Source organism: Polyangiaceae bacterium, from assembly GCA_016715885.1.
GTDB lineage: Bacteria > Myxococcota_A > Polyangia > Polyangiales > Polyangiaceae > Polyangium.
Map to the genome: position 1 here is coordinate 401141 of JADJXL010000015.1, position 15307 is coordinate 416447.

Consider the following 15307-nt stretch of genomic DNA (forward strand, 5'->3'; position numbering starts at 1 on the left):
TGGCCCGGTCTTAGTTCCGCACTCAAACCCCGCGGATCACTTCGCATCCCATGTACGGCCGAAGCACTTCCGGAACGACCACCGTCCCGTCCTCTTGCTGGTACTGCTCGAGGATCGCGATCACCGTGCGACCCACGGCAAGCGCGGAACCATTCAGCGTATGCAAGAGCCGAGCTTTCCCCTTGGGCTCCGGCCGGTACCGAATCTGCGCACGACGCGCCTGGTACTCCCCGAAGTTCGAGCAGCTCGAAATCTCGCGATAAAGGTTCTGCCCCGGCAGCCATACTTCGAGGTCGTACGTTTTTTGCGACGAGGCGCCCATGTCTCCGGCGCACAAGAGCGACACGCGATAATGCAGCCCCAAACGCCGCAACACTTCCTCGGCGTGCCGCGTCAGCTTTTCATGCTCTTCGTTCGACGTCTCCGGCGTCGCAAACCGCACGAGCTCCACCTTGTCGAACTGATGTTGCCGAATCAGCCCGCGCACGTCCTTTCCGTGGCTTCCGGCTTCCGCGCGAAAACACGGCGTGTAGGCGGTGTAGGCCAAAGGTAGGCGATCCACTTCGAGGATCTCGTCGGCATGAAGGTTCGTCACGGGCACTTCTGCCGTCGGAATCAAAAACAAGTCGTACGCGCGCTCCGGATCGCTCTTGTGCGTCTTGAAAAGATCATCGGCGAATTTCGGCAATTGGCCCGTACCGAAAAGCGCCGAGTCCTTCACGAGAAACGGCGGCAAAACTTCCGTATACCCATGATCGCGCGTGTGCAGATCGAGCATGAAGCTGATGAGCGATCGTTCGAGCCGCGCGGCGGTGCCCATCAGAACCGTGAATCGAGCGCCGGATAGCTTCGCCGCACGCTCGAAGTCCAGGATTCCGAGCGCTGTGCCGATGTCCCAATGTGCTTTGGGCGTGAACGAAAAGGACGGTTTGTCGCCCCAGGTCCGAACGACGACGTTGTCTTCTTCGCCTTTGCCTTCGGGAACCGACGGATCGGGAATGTTCGGAACGAGCGGCAGGATGGCAGAAATGGACGCCAGCACGTCGTTGAGCTGTTTTTCGGCTTCTTTGATTTCGCTCGACAGAAGCTTCAGCGCTTCCCGTTGTTCGGCGAACTCGGGAGACTTCTTGTCGGCCTTGGCCATTTTTTCATTGGCCAGGTTGCGCTGCGCCTGCTTGGCCTCGACGACCGCGATGAGCTCGCGGCGTTTTTGACCAAGCTCGGCAATGGGAGCGAGCGTTTCGGCTGCTGCGGGCGAGCGTCGCGCCAAGCCGGCGCGAACGTCGTCCAGTTGATCGACGACGTGACGGAGATCGAGCATGCGCGGGGGTGTAGTCGAGGATGAGGCGGGTGTCAGCAGTTATTCTGCTGGGTCAGCACACCTGCAAGACGGACGTCGTCATCACTCTGGGAAATCGTCCGCTGTGCTCAGCAACTGATTCAGCATTGAGGGACGAGATGGACATGCAAATATCCCCGCGTCTCTTGTGGCCTGCATGGTTCGAGACCCATCGCAATGCAGAGTGACGACGACCATGCATTGGCCGTCGATGCACTGTGGGGCAGGTGGCACGGTCAATTCCCATTGGCATGATTTTGCGCGATCGAACGCACCACCGACATCAGCCGTGATCGCCAACTGAACGTATCTTTGACGAAGTTTTTCCAATGTTGGACTGTCGGGCAATTTGGCCTTCTGATTAAACGGAGTTACAGGAACGAAGACCTCGCCATCCCGCTTGTTATCGAGGTGTAGTTGCCAAGCCTCTTCACAGAAGGCGTTGTCCGAGCCATGGTGTGCAATTTTAACGACATCAAGCTCTCGAAGAAGCGGAAGACGACGACCATCTCCTCGACTCAGTTTCGTTATCACTCGCTCCCACTGCGGTTTTTCTACATCACCACAGAGTAAAATTCGATGGGACAGCCATTGAATGGACAACGCAATGGAAAATGAATTGGGATGGTCGCCGGGCGATTTCGGTCCATTCAGCAGCTTTTGTCCCTCCTCCGGAACGATCCACTCCCCACTTTCGTTCCGACGTACGAGATTGTCCACTTCAAACGCTCGGATCGCGCTGATACTGTGCGGAGGTGCGACAGCTTGGACGATGCATCCGCTCGGTTGATGCTCCCAAGGCAGAGTTTTCCAATGCACCAAGTCGGTACGGTTGCATTCGGCCAGCCGATCAATCCGCTCTACCGTCCTCTGAAGCTCGAGGTAACGCCTGTTGCCGGGTTTTGCGCGAAGCCATTTCGCGACGAGTCCACGCATGCTACCGACGAAATCCGAATGCCAAAGTAATTCGGGGTCGAATTCATCAATTAGCTCCGGTGCACCACCGATATGGTCTTCGTCAGAATGCGTTAATACCAGTAGATCAATTTTCTTAATATCAAGCTTCCGCAGGAGCGATGCGGTTAGATTTTTCCCACGTCTCGTCTTACGACAGGAATCGACGACCATGCATCGGCGGTTGGAGCCAGGAAATAGTACTACCTGGCTTTCCCCATAGCCTGAGCCCAGAACGTAAATAATCAGACGATCACTATTGGGGGGCGCTAGCTGCTCATTCGTCATGCGCAGTCTCGAAGAATCGGTTTCCCTGGAGCTCTCGGCGCCACAAGTTGTAAAGATCATCACGTTCACTGTGTCGACCGCCGCGACTGAGGCCGTCAAACACCATGCGCGCGAAATAACCTCTGGCAGTATCCTTCCACCTCGAATTTTGGTAGGAAATCATGCGTTCTTCGAATTCGACATTCACGTATTCGCCGCATTGCGCACGAAATCCCAATAGCCGGCCAACATAAAGCGGATTGTCGGTTTTCTCTTCCGCAACCGCACGACTGTAAGCACCGCCAATTTGTCGACGTTCGTCCTCCGTCAGTCCGCTACCCCCCTGATTCAACCTTCTCTCAGCTTCGCGCGCAAGATTGAACCCGAAGTACTCCCATGCATAGGCATCATTTTCATCAAATTGCTCGACAATGGCGCGATACACATCGGCAGCGGCAGCAAATCGACCTTCTCGACTCAGCCGGTACGCAATTTCTCGCAAATCGGTCCCATAATATTTGGCCGTCTTTTTCGCAATCTCCACGTCACCGCTTTGAATGGCGTATTGATGGACTTCGAGCTGTTCCGCCAGAGGCAATCTTTGAAAATATGTTTCTCCTTGCTCCAGCACGTTCCGAGCAAGTCGCTCATTGTCGGAGCTCCATACTGTAGGGGACTCAATGCGCGCCAGGCGTCGTAAAAATGTGCGAATGCGCCGGGGAATGTGGATTGACGCACCATTCTGTGACGATTGGATGCGTTGAATAAATCCACACGCTTCGAGCGCATCGATGGCAGACGACATGACTCCGAGAGCCCCCAAACGATCCGCAGCGTCAGCCACTTGCCACGATTCATCAGCGTTCTCCGCGGGATCTACCGGGAAAACAACGAAACCTCCCACGGAACCGTTGAGCTTCTGTGGGCCGCGGAGCACACTCAATCGGCGCCCCGCCGTTCGCGCGGACGGTTTGAGAAGCTCATACGCAAGCATGAGGGTGTATGTCTCCAGCTTCGCTGATCCCTCCCTCAAAATTTCTTCGACGTCTTCAACATCAAGGACCTTCCGTTGCTCAACGAGCCAAGACAATACTGGGCGCACGTCAGAACTGATCTTGTGAAAGCTGCGCTCGATACCCTGCTCGGCAATCGGCGCAACATTTACGGACGCGCGAACAAGACCATCTGGCAGTTCCGCCGATACTTCATCGGCAACGTTCGGGCGCAACACGAGCCATCCGCCTGCATCGATGGCGTTACACAAGCAATCGAAAAATTCTCTTCGTTGCCGACGGAGCTCTCTGTCACGCCAAAGTTTCGCCCCCTTCGGCCGCCGCGTATGCAATGCATCGAAATCAACGATGGCACCAATATACCGCCTCATGGACGCCCGCGGAACACGGTGGAGTATGCGCTTGAGGTGGTAGAGACGTTCAGCCCATGCCGTCCCGGGTTGTTTACACGCTTCAGCATCCTCCTGAAGCTGCCGTGACTCGTGGGCCAAACGATCCGCGATCAGCACTGTCAGCCGAAGTGGATCATCCATGTCACCGAACGCCCGGAACAGCGGGATTCCGACTGCGTCCGCTGCCCAGCTCGCGTTGACGATTCGTGACGACAGATTGCTCGACATGCGTGCACCGACGCTATCACAGCTTCATCTTCATGTCGACGCGAACAACCAGCGGCGTTGACTGGGAATATCGTACGTGACCACTCCTCACGCCAACGCCGCCAGGTCCACTTGGGCTGCTCAGTTGTACGTCACCTTCGAGAACGTCAGCCCATCGGTCCCACGATTCACCTGGATCGTATCGCCGCTCTTGAACTCGCCACCCAGGATCCGCTTCGCAAGCTCGTCCTCCACCAGCTTTTGAATCGCTCGCTTCAGCGGTCGCGCTCCATATTGCGGATCCCAACCATGCTCGATGATCGCCAATTTCGCTCCCGGCGTCACGGTCACCGACAAACCTCGCCGCGCCAAACGCTTCTCGAAGAACCCGAGCTGAATGTCGACGATCCTTTCGAGCTGCGAACGTTCGAGCTTGCGGAACACCACGATGTCGTCGAAGCGATTCAAAAATTCCGGCCGGAATTGCTTCCGTACCTCGTCCATGACGACACGCTTGACCAGCTCCACCTTATCGGCCGGGCTCAGCGTCTCTCGCTCTTCGACCGCCATGGCCGCCGCCGTTCCCAAGTTGGACGTCAGAATCAATATGGTGTTCTTGAAGTCCACGGCATGGCCTTGACCGTCCGTCAAACGTCCATCATCGAGCACCTGGAGCAGCACGTTCCACACATCCGGATGCGCTTTTTCGATTTCGTCGAAAAGCACCACCGTATACGGCCGCCGCCGCACAGGCTCGGTCAATTGCCCACCTTCCTCGTATCCAACATACCCCGGAGGCGCGCCGATCAATCGCGCTACGGCGTGACGTTCGCCATATTCGCTCATGTCGATGCGTACCATCGCCTTTTCATCGTCGAAGAGGAACTCCGCCAATGCCTTGGCCAATTCGGTTTTACCCACGCCCGTCGGCCCGAGGAACATGAACGAACCAATGGGACGTTTTTCCTCGCCAAGCCCCGCGCGTGACCGCCGAATCGCATTCGCCACCGCCACCAGCGCATGGTCTTGACCCACCACGCGCTTACGTAGCTCGTCCTCCAAACGAAGTAGTTTTTGCATTTCGCTTTCCAGCATCTTCGACACTGGAATGCCCGTCCACTTCGACACCACGTGCGCAATGTCTTCGTCCGTGACTTCCTCTTTCAGGTAACTGCCCTTGTCTTGCACCTTTCCGAGGTCGCCACGCAATGCTTCGAGCTTCTTCTCCGCATCCGGAATCTTTCCGTAATGGATTTCCGACGCTTTGCCCAGGTCGCCCCGCCGCTTGTGCCGCTCTTCCTCGATGCGCAATTCTTCAATCGCTTGCTTGGCTTTGCGAATCTCCGCGATGATCTCTTTTTCGCGCATCCACTGCGCTCGCATCGTGTCGCGCTTCGTCTGCAATTCCGCAATCTCGCGCTTCACTTCTTCGAGCCGCGCTTTGCTCGCCTTGTCCGGCTCGCGCTGCAGCGCCTGCTCTTCCATGCCAAGCTTCACGAGCTGTCGCTCCACGTTGTCGATCGGCGTCGGCAAGCTATCGATTTCCATACGGATTCTCGACGCCGCTTCGTCCACCAAATCGATCGCTTTGTCCGGCAAAAACCGCTCGGTGATGTACCGATTCGATAACATCGCCGCCGCCACGAGCGCCGCGTCTTGGATACGAATGCCGTGATGGATCTCGTACCTTTCCTTCAATCCACGCAAAATCGCAATCGTGTCCTCGACCGTAGGTTGGCCTACGTACACTGGCTGGAAACGCCGTTCGAGCGCCGCGTCTTTTTCGATGCGTTTGCGGTATTCATCGAGCGTCGTTGCGCCAATTGCGCGAAGCTCGCCGCGCGCCAGCGCCGGCTTCAGCATGTTCGCTGCGTCCATGGCGCCTTCGGCGGCACCTGCACCCACGAGCGTATGCAATTCGTCGATGAACAGGATGATTTTGCCTTGCGCGCCTTCGATTTCCTTGAGCACTGCCTTCAGCCGGTCTTCGAATTCGCCGCGGAATTTCGATCCTGCGACCATCGACGCCAGATCCAGCCCCACGAGGCGTTTTTCCTTCAATGATTCGGGCACGTCGCCCGCCACGATCCTTTGCGCGATGCCTTCGACGATGGCCGTCTTGCCAACGCCCGGCTCGCCAATGAGCACCGGATTGTTTTTCGACCTGCGCGAAAGCACCTGAATGACGCGCCTGATTTCTTCGTCACGGCCAATGACCGGATCGATTTTCCCACGCCGAGCAAGCTCGGTCAGGTCGCGCGTGTATTTCTCGAGCGCCTGGAATTTCCCTTCGGGATCGCGATCGGTCACGCGCTGGCTACCGCGCACTTGCGCGAGCGCTCCGAGCAATTTGTCGTAGGAGAGGCCGTTTTTTTCGAATATTTGTGCCGCATCACGGTCGGCCTTGAGCGCCGCGAGCAAGAGGTGTTCGGTCGAAATGAAGTCGTCCTTGAGCGCTTTCATTTCGTCTTCGGCGCGCTGGAGCACCGACAGCGCCCGGCGAGACAAACTTGGTTCGGCTCCGCCGCTCACGCGGGGATAACTATCGATTTTGGATTCGAGAGCTTGTAAAATGTGAGCGCTATCCGCGCCTGCTTTCGCGAGCAGCGGGGCGCCGATGCCGTCCTCCTGAGTAAGGATCCCGCGCAAGAGGTGCTCGGGATAAAGCTCCGGATTTCCCCTCCGGCTAGCCAAATCAATCGCGGCGCGAACCGCTTCCTGAGCTTTGGTCGTCATTCGGTCGATACGCATGGCCCGCATGGTAAGGCGCGATCTCGTCCTTGCAAGGGCCTTGCCACAATATGCATGCGAGCGCATGTCCGGTACGGACGTCTGAGGAGTGTCCCCATAACGCAGGAAATTCGGGCCAATGTCGTCGAGTTTGCCGCGGGATATGTCGATTTTTTCCTGTTGCGCCACGCTTGAATGCGCTAGCATCGGGGCATGGCGGGCGATGCTGCACCCAAATCGTACGTGAGTTACGCTGACTACGTCGCGCTCGAGCGAGAAAGCACGACCAAGCACGAGTGGCTGGACGGGGTCATCTATGACATGTCTGGCGGTACGATCGAGCACTCTGGGCTCAAGGCTGCCGTGGTCACCGCGTTGTCCTTGGAGCTTCGAGGCAAACGTTGCCGGGTTTTCGATTCGGACCTGAAGATCAAGGTGCTTGCCACTGGATTGGCGACGTACCCCGATGCCAGTGTTGTCTGCGGGTCTGCGGAGCTCGACCCGGAAAATGACCATGCCATTACGAATCCGAAGGTCATCGTGGAGGTTCTCTCCGACTCGAGTGAAGCCTACGATCGGGGGCAGAAATTCGCCCACTACCGGCGTATCCCGTCGCTCATGGAATACGTGTTGGTTTCTCAGGCAGAACGACGCATTGAAGTGTTTCGCCGAAATGCAGCCGGCAAATGGGAGCTCGCTGAAGAAGCCTTGGCCGGACAAACTGCGCAACTCACGAGCATCGAATGCGCTCTGTCCGTCGACGAAGTCTACGCCGACCCGCTCAGTGCGGCGTGAATACGTCGGCTGCCGGATTCAAAATCATTCCCACTCGATCACCGCGTTGGTCAATTCCACCGCAATTCGGCTCTCGATGAGCCCCAAGAGCCACAAAAACCCCGCCTCGCTCACGGATACCCGCATCTGAAAAAACGCGCGCGGGGGGGGCGCAAGGCCCGCGCGGGGCGGCCCCCCCCGGGGGCCGGGGGGGGGGGGGGCGCCGCCGAAGGGGGCCAAACGGAAAAACGGGGGGAAAACAGGGGGGAAAAAAGGGGGGGGGGCCCCCCCGGGGGGGGGGGGGGGGGGGGGGGGGGGGCGGGGGGGCCCCGGGGGGTGGGGGGGGGGGGGGGGGGGGGAAAAGGGGGGGGGGCCCCCCGGGGGGGGGGGGGGGGGGGGGGGGCGGGGGGGGGGGGCCCGGGGGGGGGGGGGGGGCGGGGGGGGGCCCGCCGCGGCTGAGCTTTCGCACGGCGCATACGCGGAGCCAAGACGACAAATCGCCGCGACCCGCATACAACTTTCGATTCGACACCGGCAAATTCATTTCAATGATCATACCGCGTAAATCTTGTAAAATATCTGCAAGCGATGCCTCGCTCGCCCCAAGCCGTCGCAATGCCCGCGCAACTTGCGCCAACTTCTTCGTCTCCAAGTGCTCAATCGCTCGCGGCAAACCCCGAGCATAACCGCACACCAGCCACAAATCACTCGCATGTAGTGACGTAAACTCACCTGCCGCACTTTCTGGCAACGAGCGACCCAAAAAAGCAACAAAATCCTGCGGTTCGAGAGGGACGTCGGGCCATGCCGCGCGCCCTTTTTCCACGAATTCGTGAAGGAATCGTTCGAGTTCCAGCATGGACGTAAAATTCGCGCGCACGGCAGCAGGCGCGCTGGCGAGAAACGCTGCACGCAGATCCCAGTGCAGGCTTGTTTCGGGATGAAGCATGATGGACCAAGCATTAGAACCCCATTCGGGCGCGGCGTCAATCATTGTCGTGCTTTTCCTGAGTGGTGTACGCTGATATCTCGATGTCGTGCCTCGACGAAACGCAAATTGTAAAACTTCTTGTGGATGACTTGCCGCCGCACGAGCGGCTCGTAATCGATGCTCACGTCGACACATGCGCGCGTTGCCGCATGCTTCTCGCCGATCTCGCGCGTCTCGAATCCGGTAATCATTCCAAGCAATTAGGTGATTCCAATGGTACGGGCCTGCGCCTTTCGCGCGATGACTTGACAATCGGCAGCGCATCTGCTTCGCCCGTCGATATAGGCCCACGTTACCGCCTGAAACAACTCATCGGACAAGGCGGCATGGGTCGCGTCTACCGGGCCGTCGACCGTATCGGCGGCCACGACGTCGCGCTCAAACGAGTGATTGCGTGGGATCCGACAAACGCGTCTTTGTCGGCATTGGCACGCGAATTTCGCGTTCTTGCCACGCTGCGGCATCCCCATATCATCGGTGTCCTCGATTACGGATTCGATGCGGCGCGACAACCGTTTTTCACAATGGAACTATTGGATGGAGCTCGCCCGATTCTACCAGCGGCGCTTCTGGAAAGTCGCACCACGCAGATCGAGCTGATCGTACAGATTCTCCGGGCAACGAGTTATTTGCACCGTCGCGGGGTATTGCATCGGGATCTCAAGCCGACCAACATTTTGTTGACATCGGCTGGTGTGCTCAAGGTCGTCGATTTCGGCCTGGCAGCAGCCGACGATTCTTCGCGACGAGTTGCCGCGGGAACATTGCCTTACATGGCTCCCGAGCTTTTCCAGCGTCATCCCGCAACCGAGTCATCCGACATTTATTCCATTGGCGTCATTGCATATGAAGTGATGATTGGAAAGCTTCCGTTTCAGCCCTCGGCGACCATGGCCGAGCTCGTCACGCGCATTGTCGACGAAGAGCCCGATCTTTCGGTTTTACCGTCGGATGTTCGTGCCATCATCGGTCGTGCGCTCAGGAAAAACCCAGCCGATCGCCCGGCAAGCGCGCATGCATTCATGGAAGAATTGCTCGCGGCGACGCACGAGACGTCGACCGAGCCGGCGATCGTGCGTGACAGTTACCTCGTGGCGGCGCAGTTCACGGGTCGAAATGCGGAAATCACGCGCCTCCGCGGAGTCCTCGAAGACGCACGAGCAGGCCGAGGAAGTGCTTGGCTCGTCGGCGGAGAAAGCGGGGTCGGAAAATCCCGCCTGCTCGAAGAGCTCCGCGCCGAAGCGCTCGTCAATGGAGTCCTCGTCGTACGCGGCCAAGCATCCTCGACGGGTGACGCCGCATTTCACGTGTTTCGCTCCGTGCTCGACGTGATCGCATTGCATGTCCCGCTATCGGAGCTCGAAGCCGGCGTGCTCGAAGCGGTCGTGCCAAACTTGAGCATCCTCGTCGAACGTGAAGTGAGCCCGCCACCAGCGCTCGATCCCCCCGCGACACGTTTTCGCCTGCGAACCGTGCTGCGGGACGTCCTTCTGCGATCGGACGAACCGGTTTTGATCTTGCTCGAAGACCTCCAATGGGCCGACGAAGAAAGTCTTTCGCTGCTTGCCGAAATCAGCGAAAACTTGCAAGAGCGGAAGGTTCTGCTCGTCGGCACCTATCGCAACGACGAAGCGTCGGCGCTGCCGGCTTCACTGCCGGCCATGGCCATTCTGCAGCTCGAACGCTTCGATTTGCCAAACATCACGCGTCTTTGCTCGTCGATGGTCGGTGCTGCTGGGCAAAACCCTGAATTCGTCGAACGCATTGCGCGCGAGACGGAGGGAAATGCATTTTTTATCGTCGAAGTGATGCGGGCGCTCGCGGAAGTATCGGGGCGCCTCGAAGATTTGATACGCCGAGGGTTGCCCGAGCGTATTGCTCCAGGCGGCATGGACCGGGTGCTCGAACAGCGGCTTTCACGGGTCCCAAACGACGGGCGAGAATTGCTCGAGCTTGCGGCATTGGCTGGCCGAGAGCTCGATCTCGACTTGCTCTCGGTGCTCGTCCCGCGCGCCCATGAATACGTGCTCGCAGGCGCGAATGCGGGCGTGTTCGACGCGCACGAGGATCGTTATCGATACAACCACGACAAACTGCGAGAATACGTCATTCGCGGAATCGACGACGAGAGGCGCCGATCGCTTCATGGAAGGCTCGCCGATGCGCTCTGCCGATCGCACCCGAACAGCAGCGCTCACGCAGCACGCAAAGCGTTTCATTTTCGCGAAGCGAAGCGGTGGTCGGAAGCCATCGAGCACGACATGATCGCGGGCGAAGCGGCGCTCGACCGAGGTGCTCCGGCGGAGGCACTCGCTGCATTCGAACGAATTGCCGGAACACCGGGATACGACGATTTGCCGATCTTGGCGCGAATTCGCACGCGGCGTGGGATGGCGGTCGCGCATCATGGACTGGGACGCCTCGACGAAACCGACGAATCACTTCGTCGCGTAGCGGCAATGACGAACATGCCTTTGCCCTCGACGCCCGCACAATTTTATGGTTCGCTCGGGGTGGAAGTGGCGGAGCAATTCTTGCGCCGCATCGGTATGTCGAGAGTTACGTCGATTTTTCCTCGCAATCGTATCGACGAAACTTTACGCACCGAGCACCTCTTGGCGCTCAATACGATCGCCGCATACTGGTGGCTCGGACGACCCGAAATAGCTCTGCTCACGACGCTTCGCGGTCTGAACTTGCAAGAATCGCTGAGCGTCGATGCTCGACAAAACCACGGCGCAGCGCTCGCGCTGCTCTTGTCGTACACGCCGCTTCACGACCTGAGCCGCTGGTATTTGAATCGCGTCGCTCGAGGGACTCGACCGGGCTCCCACGCCGAAGTCATTTATCTTTGCAGCAAAGCCGGCGTGGAAGTCAATGAAGGAAAATTCGCCGACGCATTACAAAGTGCCAATCGTGCGCTCGAGCTTGCATTGCAGCACAAAGATCAAATTTTTGCACTCGAAATACTGCTCCATCGCTCATTCGCTGCGGCCGGTGTAGACGACTTCGAATGCCTCGACGACACCGCTCGACAAATGGAGCACATTGCAATGGCCGTGCAGAACCCGCGCTTTCAAGCGCTCGCCCTCATTTCACGTGCCAGCGCTCGACTCCGATTCGGCGAACCCGCAGCAGCCGATGAATGCCTTGCGCGGGCGCGAACCCTGCTTTCGCCGAGCCTCGTTCCGCCGCTCGCCATGCTGCTCGGGCTTTCCGCCACGTGCGCATTGATGCTCGGACAATTCACACGCGCATTGGAGCTCGCGGACGAAGGCATGAAACTCGTCATCAAGGCGCCCTTTCCCCGGTTGACGCTGCGTTTGCCGCTCAATTGCTTCATCGACGTGTACCTCGCGGTCGCGCCCGAACGCCATGAAGATGAAATTCGCACGGGTCTCGATACGCTGCGAAAAATGATGTGGGAATCGGCGTCCGTCGAGCCCATTTTGCTCGTGCTCGAAGGCCGATATCAATATCATCGAGGCGATCCGGCGCGTGCTGTCGCTTCAATGAAACGCGCCGTCGAAACCAGCCATCGGCAGGCCATGCGTTATGACCAAGCCGTGGCTCTCTATGCGCTTGGTTGTTTTGGATGCAGCCATACTGGTTCGCGACTCGTACCTGAAAGTGGGCGAAGGTACCTCGAACGTGCGCTCGCTATGTTCGAGGGTTTACGTGCGCAATTCGAGGCCGAAAAGACGCGTGCAGCGCTTCTTGGCCGGCGCTTTTCGCCATCGGGCAGCCCCCGGAGCGCGTGGTACGAAAATATCGAGTAATTTTTCTTTCAAAAGCGCGACATTTCCACCGGTCCTCCATCCAGAAGTCGTGGCGGACAGAACATTACGCGTGGGTGTCGAGGACGAGCGATGAGACGAGTTGGTAGCTTCACGGGTTTTCTGGGCTTGGTTTTGTTTTGTGGCGTACTTTCTGGCGCCTGTGGCACGGATGAATTTGCGTCGAGCGAGCTAGGCGAGTGGGTCGAACCGGGGTCAATTGCGGGCGAGCTTACGGAATCGAACGATCGGGGCATTGAGGAAGAATTCGTTCATCACGGCCAGGAAAAACCTTCGGCGAAGGATGCAGCCGCGAAGGTGCCGATCAATTCGTTGATTGCGCAAGATGCAAAGCTATTGGCGAACGACGGCGCGGCGGGGGATCGATTCGGCACGACGATTGCGATGAGTGGCGATACGATCGTGGTGGGGGCCGATTACGATGACGACAATGGAACGGATTCCGGGGCGGCGTATGTATTTCGCAATATAGCCGGCGTATGGGTGCAGGAGGCGAAGTTATTGCCGAACGATGGGTCTGCGGGGGCGCATTTTGGTCAAGCCGTGGCCATTGACGGCAATACGATCGCCGTGGGGGCTTATTTGGACGACGCGCTCGGACTTGCGGATGCAGGATCGGCGTATGTATTCGTTCGCAATGGGACAACGTGGACCCAAGAATCGAAGCTCGTCGCGGATGATGCATCCTCGGCAGATAGGCTGGGTTTGTCCGTGGCGATCGACGGTGATACGGTCCTTGCGGGTGCCTATTGGGCCGATGTGCAGGGCAGCCAAGACGGCGCGGCATACGTATTCGTTCGAATGGGGACGACGTGGTATCAGGAGGCGAAGCTATCTGCGGACGATGGGCAATCTTTCGATGATTTTGGTATCCGGCTTGCGATCGATGGCGACCTGGCGGTCGTCGCGGCGCATGTGGACGACGACAATGGAGCCGATTCCGGGTCGGTGTATGCGTTCGGGCGAAATGCCGGTTTATGGGTGCCGCAGGGGAAGATCAAGCCGGCGGACGGGCAGTCGGGGGATCAATTTGGGTTTTCCGTTGCGATACGCGGGCAAACGTTCATTGCGGGCGCATCGGGTGACGACGACCAAGGTACCGATGCCGGCGCGGCCTATATTTTTACGCGAATTGGCGGCATGTGGACGCAGGAATCGAAGCTCTACGCCAGTGATGCGGCGGCAGGCGACGTCTTCGGCACGGCGGTGAGCCTGACCGACGACATGGTCATCGTCGGTTCGTACAACGACGATACGGCCGCTGGAGCGAATGCGGGTTCCGTCTATTTGTTCAAGCGCAATGCCGGAACGTGGATGGAAAACGCGATCATTCGAGCCACCGACGCGCAAGCGGGCGACATTCTTGGTGTTTCGGTATCGCTCGATTCGGCGGAAATATTGCTTTGCGCTGGCGCCTGGGGCGATGACGACAAAGGGTCGAATGCCGGCGCTGCATACGTGTTTTCACTGGGCAAGCCCCAAGGCGCGTCGTGCATGGCGGACTCGGAATGCGCGAGCACGTTCTGCGTGGACGGCTTTTGTTGCGATACTGCGTGCGGCGGCGGTGATCCCACGGATTGCCAAGTATGTAGCGCTGGACTCGGGTCGCATGCGAATGGCTGGTGCGCGCCGAGACCACCGAACACCACGTGCCGCCCAGCCGTGAGTGCCTGCGACAATGCGGAAAAGTGCGACGGCATGAGCCTCACGTGTCCCTCCGATACCTGGAAACCAGCCGGAACGCTCTGCCGCGTGGCAGGCGGCGTTTGCGACACGGCCGAATACTGCACCGGGATGAGCAACCAATGCCCGACCGATGCGGTTTTGCCAACCACGAAGGTTTGTCGCAGCGCTGCGGGGATTTGTGACATTCCCGAAAAATGCGATGGGATGTCGAAAACGTGTCCGGCCAACAAATACTTTGGGACCAATACCATTTGCCGGATACCGAGCGGGGCTTGTGATGCAGGGGAGTGGTGCACGGGGACCAGTGTTTATTGCCCGGTCAACAAAGTATCGCCCGCGGGTACGGTTTGTCGAGCTGCGTCGGGCGCGTGCGACGCCATGGAAAAATGCGACGGCCTCTCCACGGCGTGCCCCGCGGATATCGTGAAAGCGGCCGGCAGCGTGTGTCGAGCTGCGGCGGGCACGTGCGACATCGTGGAAAAATGCGACGGAATGGCGAAAGCGTGCCCTAGCGATAATTACCTGCCCCTCAACACGGTTTGTCGCGGCGCAGCAGGGCCGTGCGACAAAGTCGAAACATGCACCGGGACGAGCGGCGTTTGTCCCGGCAATCAATATGCTGCGCTGGGCACGGTTTGTCGCGCCGCTGCCGGCACGTGCGATCAAGCCGAAACGTGTAGCGGAACGAGCGTCGCGTGTCCGACGAACCTTTTCAAGACGGCCGGTACGGTTTGCCGCCCATCGATGAATTCCATCTGCGATCCCAGCGAAACCTGCTCCGGCATGGCGGCGACGTGCCCGACCAACGCCTATGCGCCCAATGGGACGATGTGTCCGAACGGAACGTGCACCAATGGCGCGTGTATCACGATGCTTGCCGACGACGAAGCGATGGCGCTGTCTGCGGACGGCACAGTGAGCATCAGCGATGACGTGGTGCACGACGATGGCGACGAGGCAGCTTTTGCCGACAATCGCGCCGCAGCCAATTCGCCTGACAGCAGTGCTTCCGGCATGTGCACCATCTCGAATGCACTTGGTCCATCGCATACGAATGACGGCGCCTCGTACGCTTCGATCCTTGCGCTCGCAGGGGCAGCCGCAATTCGCCGGCGTCGTCGCTCTGCATGACGCTCGGACAAACGATATCGACACGC

The 15307-nt window shown here is 58.8% G+C and carries 8 protein-coding genes; 4 read left to right on the forward strand and 4 right to left on the reverse strand.

Annotation, left to right across the window (positions count from 1 at the left end; genetic code table 11):
- Nucleotides 1-22: 22 nt before the first annotated feature.
- From serS to IPM54_15335, 3 genes are all read right to left on the reverse strand, one after another.
- On the reverse strand, nucleotides 23-1321 hold the full coding sequence (gene serS, locus IPM54_15325) for a serine--tRNA ligase (GenBank protein MBK9261165.1): 1299 nt from the start codon (nucleotides 1319-1321) through the stop codon (nucleotides 23-25).
- A gap of 81 nt (nucleotides 1322-1402) precedes the next feature.
- The gene (locus tag IPM54_15330; protein ID MBK9261166.1) at nucleotides 1403-2581 is read right to left on the reverse strand and encodes an MBL fold metallo-hydrolase; all 1179 of its coding nucleotides are present in this window, start codon (nucleotides 2579-2581) and stop codon (nucleotides 1403-1405) included.
- Nucleotides 2571-3791, reverse strand: a complete 1221-nt coding sequence (locus IPM54_15335) for a hypothetical protein (GenBank protein MBK9261167.1) — start codon at nucleotides 3789-3791, stop codon at nucleotides 2571-2573. Before IPM54_15335 ends, IPM54_15330 begins: the two co-directional genes overlap by 11 nt.
- A 313-nt stretch (nucleotides 3792-4104) precedes the next feature.
- On the opposite strand from IPM54_15335, the gene IPM54_15340 reads away from it, so the two are divergent.
- Complete coding sequence (locus tag IPM54_15340; GenBank protein ID MBK9261168.1) at nucleotides 4105-4254, forward strand: hypothetical protein; 150 nt, start codon at nucleotides 4105-4107, stop codon at nucleotides 4252-4254.
- A 59-nt stretch (nucleotides 4255-4313) separates the two neighbouring features.
- Here IPM54_15340 and clpB read toward each other — a convergent pair whose 3' ends face one another.
- Nucleotides 4314-6923 carry an ATP-dependent chaperone ClpB gene (gene clpB / locus IPM54_15345; GenBank protein MBK9261169.1) on the reverse strand — a complete coding sequence of 870 codons (2610 nt, stop codon included), beginning with the start codon at nucleotides 6921-6923 and terminating at the stop codon, nucleotides 4314-4316.
- Between the two features lie 192 nt (nucleotides 6924-7115).
- Between clpB and IPM54_15350 the strand changes: the two genes are divergently transcribed.
- From IPM54_15350 to IPM54_15360, 3 genes are all read left to right on the forward strand, one after another.
- Nucleotides 7116-7697, forward strand: coding sequence for a Uma2 family endonuclease (locus IPM54_15350; protein ID MBK9261170.1), 582 nt, complete (start codon nucleotides 7116-7118; stop codon nucleotides 7695-7697).
- A 1011-nt stretch (nucleotides 7698-8708) separates the two neighbouring features.
- Nucleotides 8709-12446: a protein kinase gene (locus IPM54_15355; GenBank protein MBK9261171.1), complete on the forward strand. Its 3738-nt coding sequence runs from the start codon at nucleotides 8709-8711 to the stop codon at nucleotides 12444-12446.
- A 90-nt stretch (nucleotides 12447-12536) separates the two neighbouring features.
- Entirely contained in the window at nucleotides 12537-15281 is a 2745-nt protein-coding gene (locus IPM54_15360) for a hypothetical protein (GenBank protein MBK9261172.1), read from the forward strand.
- Nucleotides 15282-15307 lie beyond the last annotated feature (26 nt).